This window comes from Stappia sp. TSB10GB4 (assembly GCF_900185745.1).
In the GTDB taxonomy this organism is placed as follows: domain Bacteria; phylum Pseudomonadota; class Alphaproteobacteria; order Rhizobiales; family Stappiaceae; genus Stappia.
Genome location: NZ_FYAV01000057.1, coordinates 326,289 through 343,211, shown reverse-complemented (window position 1 = coordinate 343,211; position 16,923 = coordinate 326,289). Strand labels below are relative to the sequence as shown.

At 65.3% G+C, this 16,923-nt stretch carries 19 protein-coding genes; 2 read left to right on the top strand and 17 right to left on the bottom strand.

The features are described 5' to 3' along the window. A partial coding sequence (locus TSB10GB4_RS17805) for an SRPBCC domain-containing protein (protein ID WP_256376587.1) occupies nucleotides 1-124 on the bottom strand: 124 nt, incomplete at its 3' end. A gap of 165 nt (nucleotides 125-289) precedes the next feature. On the opposite strand from TSB10GB4_RS17805, the gene TSB10GB4_RS17800 reads away from it, so the two are divergent. Next, on the top strand, nucleotides 290-1,549 hold the full coding sequence (locus TSB10GB4_RS17800) for an FIST N-terminal domain-containing protein (RefSeq protein ID WP_371328914.1): 1,260 nt from the start codon (nucleotides 290-292) through the stop codon (nucleotides 1,547-1,549). Beyond that, nucleotides 1,546-2,898 (top strand): hybrid sensor histidine kinase/response regulator, encoded by a 1,353-nt coding sequence (locus TSB10GB4_RS17795; RefSeq protein WP_186396827.1) that lies wholly within the window; start codon nucleotides 1,546-1,548, stop codon nucleotides 2,896-2,898. Before TSB10GB4_RS17800 ends, TSB10GB4_RS17795 begins: the two co-directional genes overlap by 4 nt. Before the next feature lie 10 nt (nucleotides 2,899-2,908). Here the strand turns inward: TSB10GB4_RS17795 and TSB10GB4_RS17790 are convergent, their stop codons facing one another. The 16 genes from TSB10GB4_RS17790 to phnG all read right to left on the bottom strand — a co-directional run bounded on the left by TSB10GB4_RS17790 (nucleotide 2,909) and on the right by phnG (nucleotide 16,784). Further along, the gene (locus TSB10GB4_RS17790) at nucleotides 2,909-3,625 is read right to left on the bottom strand and encodes a response regulator transcription factor (RefSeq protein ID WP_186388056.1); all 717 of its coding nucleotides are present in this window, start codon (nucleotides 3,623-3,625) and stop codon (nucleotides 2,909-2,911) included. Nucleotides 3,626-3,786: 161 nt separating this feature from the next. Continuing rightward, nucleotides 3,787-4,521, bottom strand: a complete 735-nt coding sequence (locus TSB10GB4_RS17785) for an FkbM family methyltransferase (protein ID WP_186388057.1) — start codon at nucleotides 4,519-4,521, stop codon at nucleotides 3,787-3,789. A 164-nt stretch (nucleotides 4,522-4,685) separates the two neighbouring features. Beyond that, the gene (gene phnN, locus TSB10GB4_RS17780; RefSeq protein ID WP_186396826.1) at nucleotides 4,686-5,267 is read right to left on the bottom strand and encodes a phosphonate metabolism protein/1,5-bisphosphokinase (PRPP-forming) PhnN; all 582 of its coding nucleotides are present in this window, start codon (nucleotides 5,265-5,267) and stop codon (nucleotides 4,686-4,688) included. 3 nt (nucleotides 5,268-5,270) lie between these two features. Next, the gene (locus TSB10GB4_RS17775) at nucleotides 5,271-6,410 is read right to left on the bottom strand and encodes an alpha-D-ribose 1-methylphosphonate 5-triphosphate diphosphatase (protein WP_186396825.1); all 1,140 of its coding nucleotides are present in this window, start codon (nucleotides 6,408-6,410) and stop codon (nucleotides 5,271-5,273) included. A 30-nt stretch (nucleotides 6,411-6,440) separates the two neighbouring features. Next, entirely contained in the window at nucleotides 6,441-7,133 is a 693-nt protein-coding gene (locus TSB10GB4_RS17770; protein ID WP_186396824.1) for a DUF1045 domain-containing protein, read from the bottom strand. A gap of 126 nt (nucleotides 7,134-7,259) precedes the next feature. Next, the gene (gene phnE / locus TSB10GB4_RS17765; protein ID WP_208984857.1) at nucleotides 7,260-8,606 is read right to left on the bottom strand and encodes a phosphonate ABC transporter, permease protein PhnE; all 1,347 of its coding nucleotides are present in this window, start codon (nucleotides 8,604-8,606) and stop codon (nucleotides 7,260-7,262) included. Nucleotide 8,607: 1 nt separating this feature from the next. After that, nucleotides 8,608-9,465, bottom strand: coding sequence for a phosphonate ABC transporter, permease protein PhnE (gene phnE, locus TSB10GB4_RS17760; RefSeq protein WP_186396823.1), 858 nt, complete (start codon nucleotides 9,463-9,465; stop codon nucleotides 8,608-8,610). An 80-nt stretch (nucleotides 9,466-9,545) separates the two neighbouring features. Continuing rightward, nucleotides 9,546-10,451: a phosphonate ABC transporter substrate-binding protein gene (gene phnD / locus TSB10GB4_RS17755; RefSeq protein WP_186396822.1), complete on the bottom strand. Its 906-nt coding sequence runs from the start codon at nucleotides 10,449-10,451 to the stop codon at nucleotides 9,546-9,548. A 74-nt stretch (nucleotides 10,452-10,525) separates the two neighbouring features. After that, the gene (gene phnC / locus TSB10GB4_RS17750; protein WP_186396821.1) at nucleotides 10,526-11,377 is read right to left on the bottom strand and encodes a phosphonate ABC transporter ATP-binding protein; all 852 of its coding nucleotides are present in this window, start codon (nucleotides 11,375-11,377) and stop codon (nucleotides 10,526-10,528) included. Nucleotides 11,378-11,499: 122 nt separating this feature from the next. Further along, entirely contained in the window at nucleotides 11,500-12,120 is a 621-nt protein-coding gene (locus TSB10GB4_RS17745; RefSeq protein WP_186396820.1) for a DapH/DapD/GlmU-related protein, read from the bottom strand. 10 nt (nucleotides 12,121-12,130) lie between these two features. Beyond that, entirely contained in the window at nucleotides 12,131-12,862 is a 732-nt protein-coding gene (phnL, locus tag TSB10GB4_RS17740) for a phosphonate C-P lyase system protein PhnL (RefSeq protein WP_186396819.1), read from the bottom strand. A gap of 2 nt (nucleotides 12,863-12,864) precedes the next feature. Beyond that, nucleotides 12,865-13,641: a phosphonate C-P lyase system protein PhnK gene (phnK, locus tag TSB10GB4_RS17735; RefSeq protein WP_186388468.1), complete on the bottom strand. Its 777-nt coding sequence runs from the start codon at nucleotides 13,639-13,641 to the stop codon at nucleotides 12,865-12,867. Between the two features lie 5 nt (nucleotides 13,642-13,646). Continuing rightward, entirely contained in the window at nucleotides 13,647-14,576 is a 930-nt protein-coding gene (locus TSB10GB4_RS17730; RefSeq protein WP_186396818.1) for an alpha-D-ribose 1-methylphosphonate 5-phosphate C-P-lyase PhnJ, read from the bottom strand. Next, on the bottom strand, nucleotides 14,573-15,691 hold the full coding sequence (locus tag TSB10GB4_RS17725; RefSeq protein WP_186388066.1) for a carbon-phosphorus lyase complex subunit PhnI: 1,119 nt from the start codon (nucleotides 15,689-15,691) through the stop codon (nucleotides 14,573-14,575). Before TSB10GB4_RS17725 ends, TSB10GB4_RS17730 begins: the two co-directional genes overlap by 4 nt. Then, nucleotides 15,691-16,317: a phosphonate C-P lyase system protein PhnH gene (gene phnH, locus TSB10GB4_RS17720; protein ID WP_186396817.1), complete on the bottom strand. Its 627-nt coding sequence runs from the start codon at nucleotides 16,315-16,317 to the stop codon at nucleotides 15,691-15,693. The genes TSB10GB4_RS17725 and phnH overlap by 1 nt, the downstream gene beginning before the upstream one ends. After that, nucleotides 16,317-16,784: a phosphonate C-P lyase system protein PhnG gene (gene phnG, locus TSB10GB4_RS17715; protein WP_244301408.1), complete on the bottom strand. Its 468-nt coding sequence runs from the start codon at nucleotides 16,782-16,784 to the stop codon at nucleotides 16,317-16,319. The genes phnH and phnG overlap by 1 nt, the downstream gene beginning before the upstream one ends. Nucleotides 16,785-16,923 lie beyond the last annotated feature (139 nt).

Here is a 16,923-nt window from a genome sequence, read left to right as displayed (position 1 = left end):
GGTCCGAAACCTGCTCAAGCTCCTCGCAGCCCGGTATGCAACGACGCAGAACATCCGCATCGTTCAGCGCCAACCAAACAGCCCCACGGCCCGCCAACAATCGATACTCGCCAACCAAATCCATGGAAGCTCCTCCCGGCCCGGCCAACCGGCGGGGCAATATCCGCAGGGCCGCTCGTCCAGTCTCCCCCCGGACGCTGTCAGGAAAGGCCAGCCTCCCGCGCTTGTACACTGTACTTTCGGTCGAAACCGAACGCCCGCTTGTCACCGGCAAGCCGAAGATCCTAGAGTGGGGCGTCGTCGCAAAGTCGTCCGACAGCCAGTCTGTCATGGGGAGGAGAGGCATGCGGCGCGAGGGAGGAGCGACGTGCAGCCGAATGGCGGCATCGATCACGCCTGCGGTGTCGTCGCGCTCGAATGCGACGATCCCGGCGACACCGGTTTCTGGGCTCGCGTGGCGACCGCGCGGCAGCGCGTTGGTGCAGGGTTCGCTCTGGCTTTTTTTTCCTCCGCCCGCTTCCCGCCCGCCGCGGTCGCCTCTGCCCTGACAGACAGTTGCCCCGGCCTCCGTCATGCCGCCTGCTCCACCGCCGGCGAAATCACCCGGAACGGCATCTGCGAAGGCAATCTCGTGGTCATTCTGTTTCCGACCGCGCGCTTTCGCATCGCCGCCCACCGGATCAGCGACATCCGACGCGCCGGCATGGAGCGCATCGTCTCGGAGGTCGGCGATGCGAAGCGCTGCTTCGTGGAGTCCGCGCCCGCCGAGCGCAGCGCGAGCCGCTTCGCCCTCTGTCTGATCGACGGCCTGTCCTTCGCCGAGGAAGCGGTGAGCGCGGCCCTGCACTGGGGCCTCGACGACATTCCGTTGCTTGGCGGATCGGCTGGCGACGACATGCGGTTCGGGACGACCACGCTTATCCTTGACGGCGAACCGGCGAGCGATGCAGCCATCGTGATCCTGGTCGAGACCCAGGTTCCCTTCCACATCTTCAAGACCGACAATTTCGTGCCGACCCCCCACAAGCTGGTTGTCACCCGCTCCGAGCCCGACCGACGCATCGTGCACGAGTTCAACGCCGCTCCGGCAGCGCAGGAATATGCGCGGGTCATCGGCATGGATCCGCAGAGCCTGTCGCCGATGAGCTTTGCCTCGCATCCGCTGGTCGTGCGGGTCGGCGGCGAATATTACTGCCGCTCCGTCCAGAAGATGAATCTCGACGGGTCTCTCTCGTTCTTCTGCGCGATCGACGACGGTATCGTGATGACGGTTGCCGAACCCGCCGGCATGACGCGTACCACGCGCGCCGCCTTCGACGCCGTGCGCGAGCGCATTGGCGGCATCGATTTCGTCCTCGGCTTCGACTGCGTGCTGCGCCGCATCGACGCCCGCAATCGGCAGGTGACGCATCGGATCGCCGCCATCTATCGCGAGAACAACGTCATCGGCTTCAACACCTATGGCGAACAATACCTGTCGATGCACCTGAACCAGACCTTCACCGGCATTGCCTTCGGTCTTGGGCAAAGCGGCAGGAGCGGTTCATGAGCATTCTCGATATCGCCGACGTCGAACGCCTCAAGCGCATCAACGACGCGTTGATCCACCGTGTCGAGCGCGCGATGGATCAGCAGCGTAACGCCTTCTCGCTGTTCCAGACCGCCATCGCCCTGGAGGGACAGGTCCGCAGGCGCACAGACGAGTTGACCTCGACCCTGCGCAACCTGGAACGCACCAACGCGGAACTCGCCCGGCAGAAGGAGATTTCCGAACGCGCCGACCAGTCGAAGACACGGTTTCTCGCCGCCGCCAGCCACGACGTGCTGCAACCGCTGCATGCGGCACAACTGACCATGTCGGCGCTCTACGACCTGCAGGATACCGAACGCGGCCGGGCGATGGTCGCTCAGGTCGAGCGCTCGCTCGACACGATGAACGAGTTGCTGCATACGTTGCTCGACATTTCCCGCCTCGATGCGGGGGTCATGGTGCCGAACCACGCGGCAGTGCCGCTCGTTCCGGTGATCGAGTCCCTGCTCTCCGACCTGAAACCGATCGCCGAGGCGAAGGGTCTGCGTCTGCAGACCTCGATCACCGGCGATCACGTCCGCTCCGACCGGACCATGCTGCGGCGCGCGCTGCAAAACCTCATCTCCAATGCCATTCGCTATACGGATCGCGGCGGCGTGCTGATCGGCACCCGTCGGCGCGGCGACATGGTGGCGATCGAGGTAGTCGACACCGGCTGCGGCATCCCCCTCGACCAGCGCGAGCGGATCTTTGACGAGTTCCACCGGGGGCCGGCAGCCAAGGAACGCGCCGGACGTGACGGCGATTGTGCCCTCGGCCTCGGCCTTTCCATCGTGCGACGCCTGGTGACCGCGCTCGGCCACGAGCTCAGCCTGAGTTCGGAAGTGGGCAAGGGGAGCCGCTTCCGCATCCTCGCCGAACGCTGCGAGCCGCCTGCGGCCGGCGAGACACGGTCCCAGACGGCCCAGCGGCCAGTCAGCGACGCCACCCTCGCGGGCCGCCGTGTTCTGCTTCTGGAAAACGACTTCGAGGTGACGCGTGCCATGTCGACCCTGCTCGACGGCTGGGGCTGCGAGCACCGGGTCGCCGCCTCTCAGGCGGAAGCAGCGGGGGTTCTGGACAAAGGTTTCCTGCCCGACCTGATCATCGCCGACCAGCATCTCGACCAGGGCGACCACGGCACCCAAACGGTCGCAACGCTGTTGCAGCGTCTGCGGCGACGCGTGCCTGTCATCCTTGCAACGGCAGACGTCTCGGAGCCGGTCATGGCTCAGGCGGCGCAGCTTGGCGCGGAGTTCATGTCCAAGCCGGTCAAGCCCGCACAACTGAGAGCGCTTATGGCGCACATGCTGGCCACCGCGCCTTAGTCAAGAACCCTCAGCCCCGAATGCGCCCGCTCTCGCCGTGTCCGAGGGGATTGGCAGGGTCGAGCCCGGAGATCTGCTCCAGCCGCGACATCTCGATAACCACCTGGGTGCGGCTGTGGACGTTGAGCTTGCGCAGGATTTCCGAGACATGTGCCTTCACTGTGGTCTCGCCGACCTGCAATTCGTAAGCGATCTGCTTGTTGAGCAGGCCGTCGCAGATCATGCCGAGCACCTTGAGCTGCTGCGGCGTCAAGGTGGCGACCCGGTTGATCATGTCCCTGGCATGCGCGTCGATCTGCTCGTCGCCGGCGTCTGCGAGATTGTCCGGGACAAAAACCGCGCCATTGATCACCTTCTGGATCGCGTCGGCAAGGGCCGCCTTCTTGGCCGACTTCGGGATGAAACCGGCGGCCCCGTAGGCAATCACCTGCGAGACCACCTTGGGATCCTCGTGGCCGGAGACAACCACGACCGGCAGGCGCGGAAAATTGGTACGCAAATGCAGCAAGCCGTCCATGCCGCGCACGCCGGGAATGCTCAGATCGAGCAGCGCAAGGTCGAAACCGCCCTCCGCCGCAAGGATTTCGCAGGCCTCCGGCAGCGAAGCGGCATCAAGCGTGTCGGCATCCGGATAGGCCAGCGTCACCGCACTGTGCAGGGCTTCCCGAAAAAGCGGATGGTCGTCGATGATCAGGAATTTCGCCATGGCACCGGATTGAACTGTCATGTCGGTCTCTCCGACCATCGCACCGAATGCGTGATCTTCAAAGGTTTTGTCCGAGCAAGGCGGCAGCCGCCAGCGCCCTGGCAACAAGTGTCGCCAAGCACCAGGGTTCCGGCAAGCGGACTAAAGAACGAGAGACGGCGACAAGGGCACCAGCCGGGGACTCATGCGAAGCGGGTGAAGAGCTCCGCCTCGCTGCTTTCGGTATCGCCGACCGCTTCGAAACAGACCACAGGGCCTTCCGACAGGGCCGCATTGTAGGCGAAACCCTCCGCGCACAGGCCGGCGAAGATCTCGATCATGCCGGCCTTGCCGATCTTGTGCGGATGCAGTTCCAGCACGATCCGCTTGAGGCCGCCGACGCGCAGGTTCCGGAACAGGTCGAGCTCCGCCCCCTCGATATCCGCAATGAGAACGGTGATGCCCTTGTCCGCGATGAAGGCCGAGGCATCGACGGCCGGCACACGCACCGTCTCGGTCACGCCTTCCTGGTCCTGGCCGATGCCGGAGCGCCAGAACTCCCGATGCAGGGTGAACTCGACGTAGCCTGTCTTCAGGGTCTGAGGGTCGGAGACGAAGGCCGCATTGATCACCTCGACACCGGTCACACCGTTCTTGAGATGGGTTTGGCGGATATGCGGGATGAGACGCGCGTCCGCCTCGACGGCAGCATAATAGTCAGGCCCGACATTGCGCATCACACCGGCGGAGATGAAGCCGATGCCGGCGCCGAGTTCCAGCACGCGGTCGTCCTTCCGCACAAACCGCGAGGCCATGGAGAGTTCCGAGGCTTCATAGCGGCCGCGGCGGATCTCCTCGATAATGCGGTCGTTGGCAACGGTCTCGTCAAGAGACAGCACCAACCCGCTGGTGCGGTGGGTTACCAATTGCCCCGACATCCGATCCACTCCCGTCACTCCGGCATGCGATGGTGCCACGGCCCGACCCGCAACCAATTGCATCCGTATTTTTATCGATGCTCGCATTCCGAGCAGACTTGCCTTCTTGTCGCAAAGGTTCCGCCCCTGCGCAAGAGGCGCAGTGGATCGTGAGAAAGCAGCTCTCAGCGGTAAGCCGAACCGGCGCGATCGAGGATCGCGGCAACCAACGCCTCGGCGGCCTGCTCGAGGTCGCCGCTGTTGTCGATAACGCAAGCCGGTGCGACGGGAAGCGGCTCGTTGGCGCGGGCGATGCGGGCGGCGATCTCTTCGGCGCTCTCACGACCGCGCGCGGCAAGCCGCGCCGCCAGCACTGTCGGGGTCGCCGTGATCTGGATGACGCAAAGTGTGGGAAACCGCTCCTGCATGGCCGCAAGGGCCACGCGAGACCCATTGACCACGGCGGGATGCCCGCTTGCGAGATGCTCCGACAAGGACGCGGGAAGACCGTAGCCAAACCCATGCGCACGCCAGCTAAAGGCGAAGGCACCAGCGCGCTCCGCCTCTTCGAAGGCCTCTGCCGTCATGGGCTCGTGCGTCTCCGCATCGGTGCCGGCTGGCCGGGTGATCGTCCGTTGCACAAAAAGCAACTCCGGTCGCCCGGACAAGCCCGCGCGTGCCCGCGCGAGCAGCGTATCCTTGCCGACCCCGCTCGGCCCGACGACCGCGATCAGCGGCCCCTGCCCTTCCGACGCTGCCCCCTGCATCGCTCAGACCACCCGGCGACCTTCGCGCCAGACCGTACGCACGATCGGGATATGTTCCTCGACCCGCACCCGCACGAGATCGGCGCGTTTGCCGATGGCGATCTCTCCTCGATCATCAAGCCCGGCAAAGCGGGCCGGGGTACGGGACACCATGGCGATCGACTGCGGCAGATCGATCCCGTCGACCACCTCGCCGAGAAAGAAGGCCGACTGGACGAGACTGAAGGGAATGTAGTCGGACGACAGGATGTCGAGCAGTCCATTGGCGGCGAGATCGCGCGCCGAGACATTGCCCGAATGCGAGCCCCCGCGGACAACATTGGGGGCACCCATCAGCACCGCCAGCCCCTGCGCTTTCGAGGCCCGTGCGGCTTCCAGCGTGGTCGGAAACTCCGCCACCCGGATGCCGAGCTCGACGGCTTCCTCGACATGCGCGTTGGTCGCATCGTCGTGGCTCGCCAGCACCACCCCGCGCGCCCTTGCGCGCTCGGCGAGGATCCGGCGGTTGTTGTCGGACCATTCCGCAGACTGGGCCATACGCCGTTCGCAGAACTCGTTGAACTCGGCGTCGCTCATGCCCCGCTTGCCCTTGTAGTAGACCGCATAGGCCTCAAGGCTGACGAACTGGCGCTGGCCGGGCGAATGATCCATCAGCGAGGCGATGCGTACGAGCGGATCGTTCTCGAACACCTCGAAACTCTCAAGACAGTTGGGAGCCGAGACCTCGCAGCGCAGGTGGATAAAATGATCCGCCCGCAGCCTGTCCTTGGCCATCCCCGCCTCGATCGCGTCGGCCAGCCGCCGCATATCGGCATCGGTGATGTCGGTATCCTCGTCGAGCCCGACGCGCAGGGCATCGAAGACGGTGGTGATGCCGCTGGCTGCGATCTGCGCGTCATGGGCACAGACGGCGGCGACCGGGTTCCACCTCACCTTCGGGCGAGGTGCATAATGGTTTTCCAGGTGATCGGTATGCAACTCGATGAGGCCGGGGATCACATAGTCGCCGCCCATGTCCTCCGCAGCCGGCAACGACGAGACGCCGCTGTCGATGCCCGCGATCTTGCCGTCGCGCAGGTGCAGCGAACCCTCGACGACCTGGTCGGCCAGCACGATCCGCGCATTGGTGAGTATGGTGTCCATCGATCCGTCTTTCTCGAAGGGAACGTCTTGTCAGCCGCCTGTTCCCGCAAGCGGCGCCTGATGCAGGCAGATGAAAGGAGCGCCTGGATCAGGCTCGACGAAGATCGCCAGCCTGTCGAAGGCGACAGGATGCGCCAGCAAGGCCTCGAACTGTCCAGCAAGCGCGCGGTGAACGGCCAGTGCCGTTTCCCCCTCCAACCTGTCGCTCAGCGTCATGTGGAAGCGGAATGCGTCGAAAATGTAGGGGTAGCCCCAGTTTTCCAGAAATTCCCGCTCGCGCGGCGACAGCCGCTCCGGACGACGGCGGGCGATGTCCTCCGCCGTGAGAGGCGCTCGAAACGGCTCGAACCGCCGCACCACGGTGGCAGCCAGCGCGTTGAGGTCTTCGGCGGGACCGGCCGGCGTCAAGGCGAAGAAGCCATCAAGATCCGAAACCTTGAGCGCGACCGGAGCGATTGGCGGCGTGTCACGGCAGAAGGCGTCGACAGCTTCGACCAGATCGGCCTCGCTTCGGGTCTCGGCGAGGCGGAAAGGCGCCTTCAACGTACCGTGGAAACCGTACCGCACGGCCGATGCGATGAGGCAGGCGCGGGCCTGTGGCGAGAACCCGCCGACATCCGTCGGCTCGACGGCGCGAGCAAACGCGCTGCGGCCGAGCCATTCCTCAGCCGCGCGAACCAGCGGATGCCCGGCATCGGGCGTAAAATAGATCGCGTATCGCATACGTTCCGCTTTTTGTGGAACCGGAAGCGGGAGCATCGCCGCGCCAGTCGCGGCGATGCCATGCCTCGCATCCGATGGTGGCGGGCCTGCCGGAGGCTTGGGGGTTCCGGCAGGGAGCCGTCGAATTTACGTCCGCCCGACCCGTCCGATCAACAGGCCTCTGAGCCATCCCGAAAGCGAGTCCATCGCCATCACCATCAGCACGATGAGAATGATGTAGTAGCTGACTTCTTCCCAGTCCTTCTGGGTGATGATGGCCTGGGTGAGCAGCAGGCCGATGCCGCCGCCGACAATGGCGCCGATCACGGTGGCGCTTCGGGTGTTCGATTCGAGGAAGTAGAGCACCTGGCTGAGCAGCACCGGGACGATCTGCGGCATCACCCCGAAGCGCGCCTGCTGGATCGGCGAGGCTCCGGTCGACTGAACGCCTTCGATCTGCTTTCGGTCGACGTTTTCCAGCGCTTCGGAGAACAGCTTGCCGAAGGAACCGGTGTCGGTCATCAGGATCGCCAGCGATCCGGTCAGCGGCCCGGGACCGAACGCCCGGCTCAGAATGATCGTCCAGATCAGCCCGTCGACACCACGGACGAAGTCGAACACGCGGCGCAGCGCAAAACGCAAGGATCTCGCCGGCGTAAAATTCGATGCGGCCAGAAACGCGAGGGGCAACGCCACGACAGCGGCGCCCATGGTTCCCAGGAACGCCATCAACACCGTTTCGAACAGCGCCCAGGCCACATCGCCGTGCCGCCACATCTTGTTCGTCCAGAACTCCGACAGCATGTGGACGATGTTCGGCCTTGCCGGATCGACGCGATCTTCCGAGACAGCAAGGCTCGCCAGTTCGCCCACCGAGCGACCACTGAACGGACTGTCGAGCGTGAAGAAGAACAACTCCCAGCCCGGCTCATAGTGGAAGGTCTCGGTCCGAGTGCGGGTCATCGAAAAGCGCCCCTGCGGGGTCGTCACGGTGACACGCGCGGGCGAGGCGTTGATCCAATCCGGAACCTCGCCTTCCGGCAGATCGAGACGGATGCCCTGCCCGTCCGGCTCGACCTGGATCACGCCATAGCCGGGGATGGTGAAGCGCGCGCCGGTCCCCTCATAGACCACCTCGTGCTCCTTGCCGAGGTCGATCCGGGTAACGCCGTCCTGCATGCTCACCCACGCGGGCAGCCGGCCGGGCGGATAGGTACCCTTGTTCTCGCCCTCGATCGCGACACTCACCTCGCCGCTGCGATTGTCTCGCGTGACATGCGTCTTGTAGCTCCAGAAGTCGGACAACAGGATCGCCGCATTGTCGGTCCTGGCGCTCGCCACCAGGCCCGGAATGTTGAAGGCGAAGAAGATGTAGATCAGATAGACGAGGACCACCGCCGGGAGGGCAAAGGCAAGGCGCTGCTTGCGGCCGAAGGCGGCAAGAACCGCCTTGCCCAGCGACCCCTCATGCGTGGTGGAGAGCATGGCGGCCATGTCAGTGTCCCTTCACCAGCTTGTGCCGAAAGTGGCTCGAAACCTGGTCGATGACGACGATTGTGGCGAAGAGCAGCAGGAAGATCGCCACGACCTGGTCGTAGCGACCCTGGCCCCACTGCATCGCGGTCTTGAGATCGTAGCCGATGCCGCCGGAACCGACGAAGCCCAGGATTGCGGAGGCCCGCACGTTGATCTCGAAGCGCAGCAACGCATAGGAAAGCCAGTTCGGCGTAACCTGAGGCAGCACGCCGAGCCACATCGCCTGGCTCCAGCTCGCACCTGCCGAAGACAGGCCCTCGACCGGCTTGCGGTCGGCGTTCTCGCTCACTTCCGAGAAGAGCTTGCCGAGAGCGCCTGTGGTGTGGAAGGCGATGGCGATCATGGCCGGTACAGGCCCGCCGCCGAGCAGGAAGATCAGAATGAGCGCGATGACGATCTCCGGGATCGCCCGCATACCATCCATCATCCGGCGGAACAGCGGGATAAGCCGCGGGAAGCGGGCAAGGCCGCGCGTCGACAGAAGCGACAGCAGCGCCCCGCCGCAGGCACCGACGAGCGTTGCCACGCCGGCAATGTTGATCGTCTCGATCAGCGAGGGAAGAAACTTCCACATCAGACCCGGCAGGTTGGCCGCCTTGGCCACCGCCTCGCTCACGACTTCGGAGGGGAAATCGAAGAACTGGTGGATGCCCGCCCAGAAGCCGCCGGCATTGCGCGCGTCGGCCAGTTGGAAACCCGAGACCATCAGCAGGACGAAGAACAGCAGCAGGATGCCGCTGTACATCTGCCGCTGGCGGGCATGGGCGAGATAGTCGGCGCGGATATCGCCCGACCTTGCGAAAGCCGTGTCCGTCATGAGGTCCTGCTGCAGGTGGCTCTGGCGAAAACGCACGGGCGGGACACAGGCCCCGCCCGGCAATCACGAAGACAGATCGATCAGTTGCTCTGGGCCTTGCGGACCGCGATGATCGGCTCGTAAGCCTCATGGGCGATCGGCTCGAAGCCGGCCGTCTCGCCGGCAGCCACGTTGTAGGCGCACTGCGCGTCCTTGCCGTGCAGGTCCTTCAGAAGCTGCGTGACCTTCTCCTTGACATCGACAGGAAGGGCACGACGCAGCACGATCGGGCCTTCCGGGATCGGCTTGGAGCGCCAGATCTCGACCAGGTCGTTCATGTCGACCAGGCCGGCATCGACCGCCTTGCGCAGGGCGCCGGAATTGTAGCCGTCTTCCCACTCGCCCTGGCCGTCGGCCCAGGTCACGCCACCGTCGACATCGCCGTTCTTGACCGCAACGATGGTCTGCTCATGGCCGCCCGTGAAGACGACCTCGGCGAAATAGGCACCATTGTCCATGGACGCACCGGTGATCTGCGGGATCTCGATGGACGGGATCAGGTAGCCGGAGGTCGAGTTCGGATCGCCGAAGCCGAACTTCTTGCCCTTCATGTCCTCAAGCGAGGCAATGCCGCTGTCCTTGCGGGCAAAACCGATGGAATGGTAGGAGAAGGAGCCGTCGAGGTTGGTCTTGACGAGCACGACGTCGACCGCTTCCGGATTCGTCAGATAGGTCTTCGCATAGGCCGAGGCACCGAGCCAGGCCATGTCGATCGAGCCACCCAGCAGACCCTGGATCACGCCGTCATAGTCGGCGGGAGTGAAGATCTTGGTCTCGACGCCGAGCAGATCCTGGACATAAGCGCGCAGGCACTCGTTGGAGGCCAGACGGTCCTGGGCATTCTCGCCGCCGAGGACGCCGATGCGGAACTCGTTGATCTCCTGCGCCGTCGCACCGACGGACAGGGTCGCGACCGCGGTGGCGGCCAAGAGAAGCTTCTTGAGCATATGACGTCTCCTGAAAGAGTCGTTTGTCGTTGTTGCGTGTGACCGTGCGCGGACGCCGCGCCGGATCCTGCGGCTCATGCGGAGGCGTTGGCCGTCCGCAGCATGGCCGGGGATGGTGTGCCCACCGCCGCTGTCGCAGGCCGGGCGGTGATGCTGGTCGAGGTGATGGCCTCGGAAACCTCGTTGCCGTCGCCGTCGGTGCCGTAGATTTCCCGCACCGCTTCAGCGGTCAGTTCGTCAGCGGTCCCATCGAAAACCACGCGGCCTTGCGCCATGCCGATGATCCGCTCGCAATAGGTGCGCGCTGTGTCGAGCGTGTGCAGGTTGGTGATGACCGTGATCCCCTCGCGCTCGTTGATGTCCTTGAGCGCGTCCATGACGATCTTGGCGTTCAGGGGATCGAGCGAGGCGATCGGCTCGTCCGCCAGCAGCACTTTCGGCGACTGCATCAACGCGCGGGCAATCGCCACGCGCTGCTGCTGGCCGCCCGACAGCGCCTCGGCGCGCTTCAACGCATGCTCGGCGACACCCAGCCGCTCCAGAATGTCGATGGCACGCAGGATGTCCGCCTTCGGAAACAGGTTGAAGACGGTGGCGAGCGTCGAGCGGGCATTCAGCGTCCCGTGCAGCACGTTCGACACCACATCGAGCCGCGGCACCAGGTTGAACTGCTGGAACACCATCGCGCAATCCCGTCGCCAGGAGCGAAGCGCGGATCCCGAAAGGGCAGAGACCTCGGTGTCGCGAAACACGATCTTTCCGCCGTTCGGATCGACAAGCCGGTTGAGCATTCGCAGCAGAGTGGATTTTCCGGCTCCCGAGCGGCCAATGACGCCGACCATCTGCCCGTCCGGGATGTCGAGCGTCACGGCATCCACCGCGGTCAGCATTCCGAACTTTCGCGTCACACCGTCGAGCTTGAACATCTGCGCCTCAATCTTGATGATTGAAGCTTGCGTACTCCGCACAGATGACAAGGAATCTGCGATTTTATGACAATTCCCTGACGTTTACCGGATGCGGAACAGTAGTGCGACGGCTGAACACTTCAGAAAGCCCGCTCATAGCGCTCCAGAAACGCCGCCGCGTCGAGAGTGCGGAAATCCTCGAGCGTTTCGCGCAGCCGGTCATGGCTCCAATCCCACCAGGCAAGTGCCTGCATCCGCGTAACAATATCCGCCGGAAACCGTTCGCGGATCAGCCTTGCGGGAACCCCGCCGACGATGGTGTAGGGCGCGACGTCCCGCGACACGACCGCACCCGATCCGATGACAGCGCCGTCCCCCACCGAAATGCCGGGAAGGATGGTCGCGCCATGACCGATCCAGGTGTCGTGGCCGATCCGTACCCGCGCCGCGCGCCGCCGCTGGAAAAACTCCGCCTCCTGATCGGCATCGTCCCAGTAGTCGTTCGCCCGATAGGTGAAATGATGCAGCGTTGCCCGCTCCATCGGATGATGGGTGGCATTGATGCGGACGCAGGCGGCGATGTTCGCGAACTTGCCGATCTCCGCGTTCCAGATCATCGCGTCGCGCATCACGTAGGAATAATCGTCCATCCGGGTTTCACTGATGCTGACCCGCGCATCCACCTCCGTGTAGCGACCGAACGCGCAGTCGCTGACCTCGGCGGTCGGATGGATGAAGGGAGTTTCGGAAAGTCGTGCCATCGTCTCCCCCTCAGGCCGCGCGGGCCGGCGCGAAGCCGCGCACGTCGATGATCCTGTCCGCGACGGCCTCGCGCACTTCCTCGTCATGGAAGATGCCGATCTGGGCGACGCCCTTAGCCTTCTTCTCGGCGATCAGCTCGATGACGATCCGCCTGTTGGCGGCATCGAGCGAGGCGGTCGGCTCGTCGAGCAGCAGCACGGGATGATCGGTGATGAAGCCGCGGGCAATGTTCACGCGCTGCTGTTCGCCGCCCGAAAAGGTCGCCGGCGGCAGTTGCCAGAGCCGCTGCGGCAGGTTGAGCCGGTCCAGCATCTCGCTCGCCCGTTCGCGGGCTACCGCCGTATTGGCGCCGCGCAGGACCAGCGGTTCGGCAACGACATCGATCGCGGCGACGCGCGGAACCGTGCGCAGGAACTGGCTGACATAGCCGAGCGTCTCGCGGCGGATGGCCAGCACGAGACGCGGCGAGGCGGCGACAAGGTCGACCAGTTCCCCGCCGTGGCGGATCAGGATCTCGCCGCTGCTTGCGGCGTAGTTTCCATACAGCATCTTGAGGATGGAGCTCTTGCCCGCACCGGACGGACCGCCGAGCACCACGCATTCGCCGGCGCGAACCTCGAAGGCGGCGCCGTCCACCACGGGCAGTTCGAGGCCGCCCTGCAGATGCATGCAGAAGGTCTTGGAAAGCGCGCGCGCCCGAACGGCTATCGCGGCCTCCTTTCGGCTGACGGGATCGGTCATGGTTACACCTGCAGGATGGAAGAGACGAGAAGCTGGGTGTAGGGCGCCTGCGGATCGTCGAGCACGCGGTCGGTGAGCCCTTCCTCGACCACCCGGCCGTCCTTCATCACGATCATGCGATGCGAGAGCAGTCGGGCCACCGCCAGGTCATGAGTCACGACAATGGCGGCAAGTCCGAGATCGTTGACCAGCCCGCGCAGCAGATCGAGCAGGCGCGCCTGCACCGAAACGTCGAGGCCGCCCGTCGGCTCGTCCATGAAGACGAGGCGCGGCCCGGTCACCAGATTGCGCGCGATCTGCAGGCGCTGGCGCATGCCGCCGGAAAAGGCGCGCGGCTGGTCGTCGATACGGTCCTCCGCGATCTCCACCCGCGACAGCCAATGGGTGGCAGTGTCGCGAATGCGGCCGTAATGGCGCTCGCCGACGGCCATCAGCCGCTCGCCGACATTAGCGCCGGCCGACACGGTCATGCGCAGCCCGTCGGCCGGGTTCTGGTGCACGAAACCCCAGTCGGTGCGCATCAGCAGGCGCCGTTCGGCCTCGCTCATGCGATAGAGATCGCGCATCGCGCCGTCGCGCATGCGGTAGCTGACACTCCCCGTGCTGGGCTCCAGGCGGGTCGAGATGCAGTTGAGCAATGTCGTCTTGCCCGAGCCGCTTTCGCCGACGATCGCCAGCACCTCGCCCGGATAGACCTCGAACGAGACATCCCGGCAGCCGACCCGCTCGCCGTAATAGCGCGACAGGCCCTCGACGCTCAGCAGCGGCATTTCCTGCAGCCTCATCATCGTCCTGCATCCTCCTGGACCTGGCCATGGCCCGCATAGGCCTCGTCGGGCGACAGACGACCGCGATGGCCGGCCGCGCGGCGGTCCTCGCAATGATCGGTGTCCGAGCAGACAAACATCCGCCCGCCGCGGTCGTCGAGGATCACCTCGTCGAGATAGACGCCCTCGGCACCGCACAGGGCACAGGGCTCGTCGAAGGTCTGGATCTCGAAGGGATGGTCCTCGAAATCGAGGCTGACGACCCTTGTATGCGGCGGGATGGCATAGATGCGCTTCTCCCGGCCGGCGCCGAAGAGTTGCAAGGCATCGCTCATGTCCATCTTCGGATTGTCGAATTTCGGCGTCGGCGAGGGATCCATCACATAGCGGCCGGCGACCAGCACCGGATAGGCATAGGTGGTGGCAATATGGCCGTGGCGGGCGATGTCCTCGTAGAGCTTGACGTGCATCAGCCCGTATTCCTCGAGCGCGTGCATCTTGCGGGTTTCCGTCTCGCGTGGCTCGAGAAAGCGCAGCGGCTCGGGGATCGGCACCTGGTAGACCAGCACCTGCCCTGCCTGGAGCTTTTCCTCCGGAATGCGGTGGCGCGTCTGGATGATCGTCGCCTCGCGGGTCTTCGTCGTCACCGCGACGCTGGCGACCTTCTGGAAGAAGGCGCGGATCGACACCGCGTTGGTGGTGTCGTCCGCCCCCTGGTCGATGACCTTCAGCACGTCCTGCGGCCCGATGATCGAGGCGGTGACCTGCACGCCGCCCGTGCCCCAGCCATAGGGCATCGGCATCTCACGGCTGGCGAAGGGAACCTGGTAGCCGGGAATGGCGATGGCTTTCAGGATCGCCCGGCGGATCATCCGCTTCGTCTGTTCGTCCAGATAAGCGAAATTGTAAGTGGCGAGGTCTTCGCCGAGTGCGGCTGCGGCGCTCATTCGGCGGCCTCCTGCGTGTCATGGTCGCGCGACTGCCGCACCTCGAACTCCGCCCGCATCCGGCGGACGAGATCGAGTTCGGCCTGGAAGTCGACGTAATGCGGCAGTTTCAGATGCTCGACGAAGCCCGTCGCCTGGACGTTGTCGGCATGGGAAATGACGAATTCCTCGTCCTGTGCCGGAGCGACCCGGTCCTCGCCCAATTCTCCGGCGCGCAGCGACCGGTCGACCAGCGCCATCGCCATCGCCTTGCGCTCCGACTGGCCGAAAACGAGGCCATAGCCGCGGGTGAATTGCGGCGGCAGCTTCGCCGAACCGGCGAACTGGTTGACCATCTGGCATTCCGTGACCCGGATGCGGCCGAGCGAGACGGCAAAGCCGAGTTCCGGCACGTCCATCTCCACCTCGACCTCGCCGATGCGGATCTCGCCGGCGAAGGGGTGCGTACGTCCATAGCCACGCTGGGTGGAATAGCCGAGCGCCAGCAGAAAGCCCTCGTCGCCGCGCGCAAGCGCCTGGAGACGCAGGTCCCGAGCCATCGGGAACTCCATCGGCTCGCGCGTCAGGTCGCCGGAGGGCTCCCGCGGCATCTCGGCCGAGTCACCGGTGAAGGCCCGCTCGATCAGGTCTTCCTGGGCGAGGATGTCGGCGACGCGGGTCAGCGGCTCGCCTTCGCTGTCGCGCGCCGGCGCAGTCTCCACCGCCTCGTCGCCGGCAAGGGCGGGATCGAGCAGGCGATGCGTGTAGTCGAAGGTCGGGCCGAGAACCTGTCCGCCCGGCAGATCCTTGTAGGTCGCCGAAACCCGCCGCTCGGCGATCATCTCGCCGGTCTCGACCGGCTGCGAGGCGCCGAAGCGCGGCAGCGTCGTGCGATAGGCGCGCAGCAGGAAGATCGCCTCGATCATGTCGCCCCGCGCCTGCTTGACGGCCAGCGCCGCCAGATCCGGCGCGTAGAGCGAGGCCTCCGCCATCACCCGGTCGACGGCCAGCGCAAGTTGTTCGACGATCTGCTCCACTGTGATAGACGGCAACGACCGGTCGCCGCGACGGCGGTCGGCGAGCATCTTGTGGGCGTTGGCGATGGCCGCCTCGCCGCCCTTGACTGCGACATACATCAGCCTGCCTCCGGCTCGTTGACATGGGATACGACCGTGCTGCGCGGCAGCGCCATCATGCACAGCCCCGCCACCAGAACGACGTCCACGCCGCGCGGAAAGAGCGCCCGATTGGCGGCGCGCTGCGTCATGAACGTAGCCGGAAGACCGCGCGGGGCGATCCGCCTCTGCCCGTCGATACCGGGTCCTTCAAGCCTGAGGGCGGCGCCGCCATCCAGCGCCTCCACCTCGACCACCAGCGTCGTCGAGCGGTCGGGATACTCCTGCGTTCCAGACGCAAAATCGGCCATGTCCGGCATGGTCTCGCCCTTCACGAAGGCGAAGGCGGATCTCTCCGGCCCTTGTGCCAGCGGCGCTCCGCACTGGAAAGACAGCCATGCGCGCACACTCTCGCTGTCGATATCGCGATCCAGCCAGACCGGCGTGTCGGGGTCGCAGAGCGCGAGCGCGACGGCGCCCGGACCTTGCCCAAGGGGAGCGGGCGGCGCGACGCCTGTAGGAAGAGTGTGAACGGTGCCGGGTCGGGCCGTCGCGTCCATCAGCGCGCGGAAGACGGCCTGCGCTTCGAACACCGGATCGCTGAACCCGCCGGAAACGGCGAGCGTCGAAAGACGGGCATCGGACATCAGTCGTCTCCCCGGACCATGGTGAAGAAGTCGACGCGGGTTGCGGCGGCCTCGCGCTTGACGCGGGAGACCTCCTCGGCACGGGCTGCGGCCAATGGCGCCAATACCTGCGCCTCGATGTCTGTTCGGCGTGCGCCCTCGCTCCACATGGCCGCGAGCACAGCCGAAAGCCGCGCCTTTGCCCTGTCCTGCCCCAACGCATAGGCATGACCGACAGCCCCGCTCGCAAGCCGGACCGTCGCCCGCGTCACCGCAGCCTCTCCGAGATTGAAGGGCGCGCCGTCACCGCCGATGCGGCCGCGCACCATCACCAGCCCGATCTCGGGTCCCCGCACCGGCGCCGCCTCCGGCAGGGATCCGAGCGCCTCGGCACAGGCGGCGATCTCATCGCCCGGCGAGGCAGCCAGCACATCCATCAGCCGTTTCAGTCCCTGTTCAGAGCCGCCTGCCGTCTCTGCCTTCGCCATCCGCAACTCCGTCGTCTCTCCTGGGCTGCGAGCGCCTGTATCAACAGGCGCTCTCGCAAGCAGCCCCGCGCCCATCGGCGCCGCCCAACACGCGCTATTTACATCCGTACACGTTATTTGTCTAGTATTATAGACAACC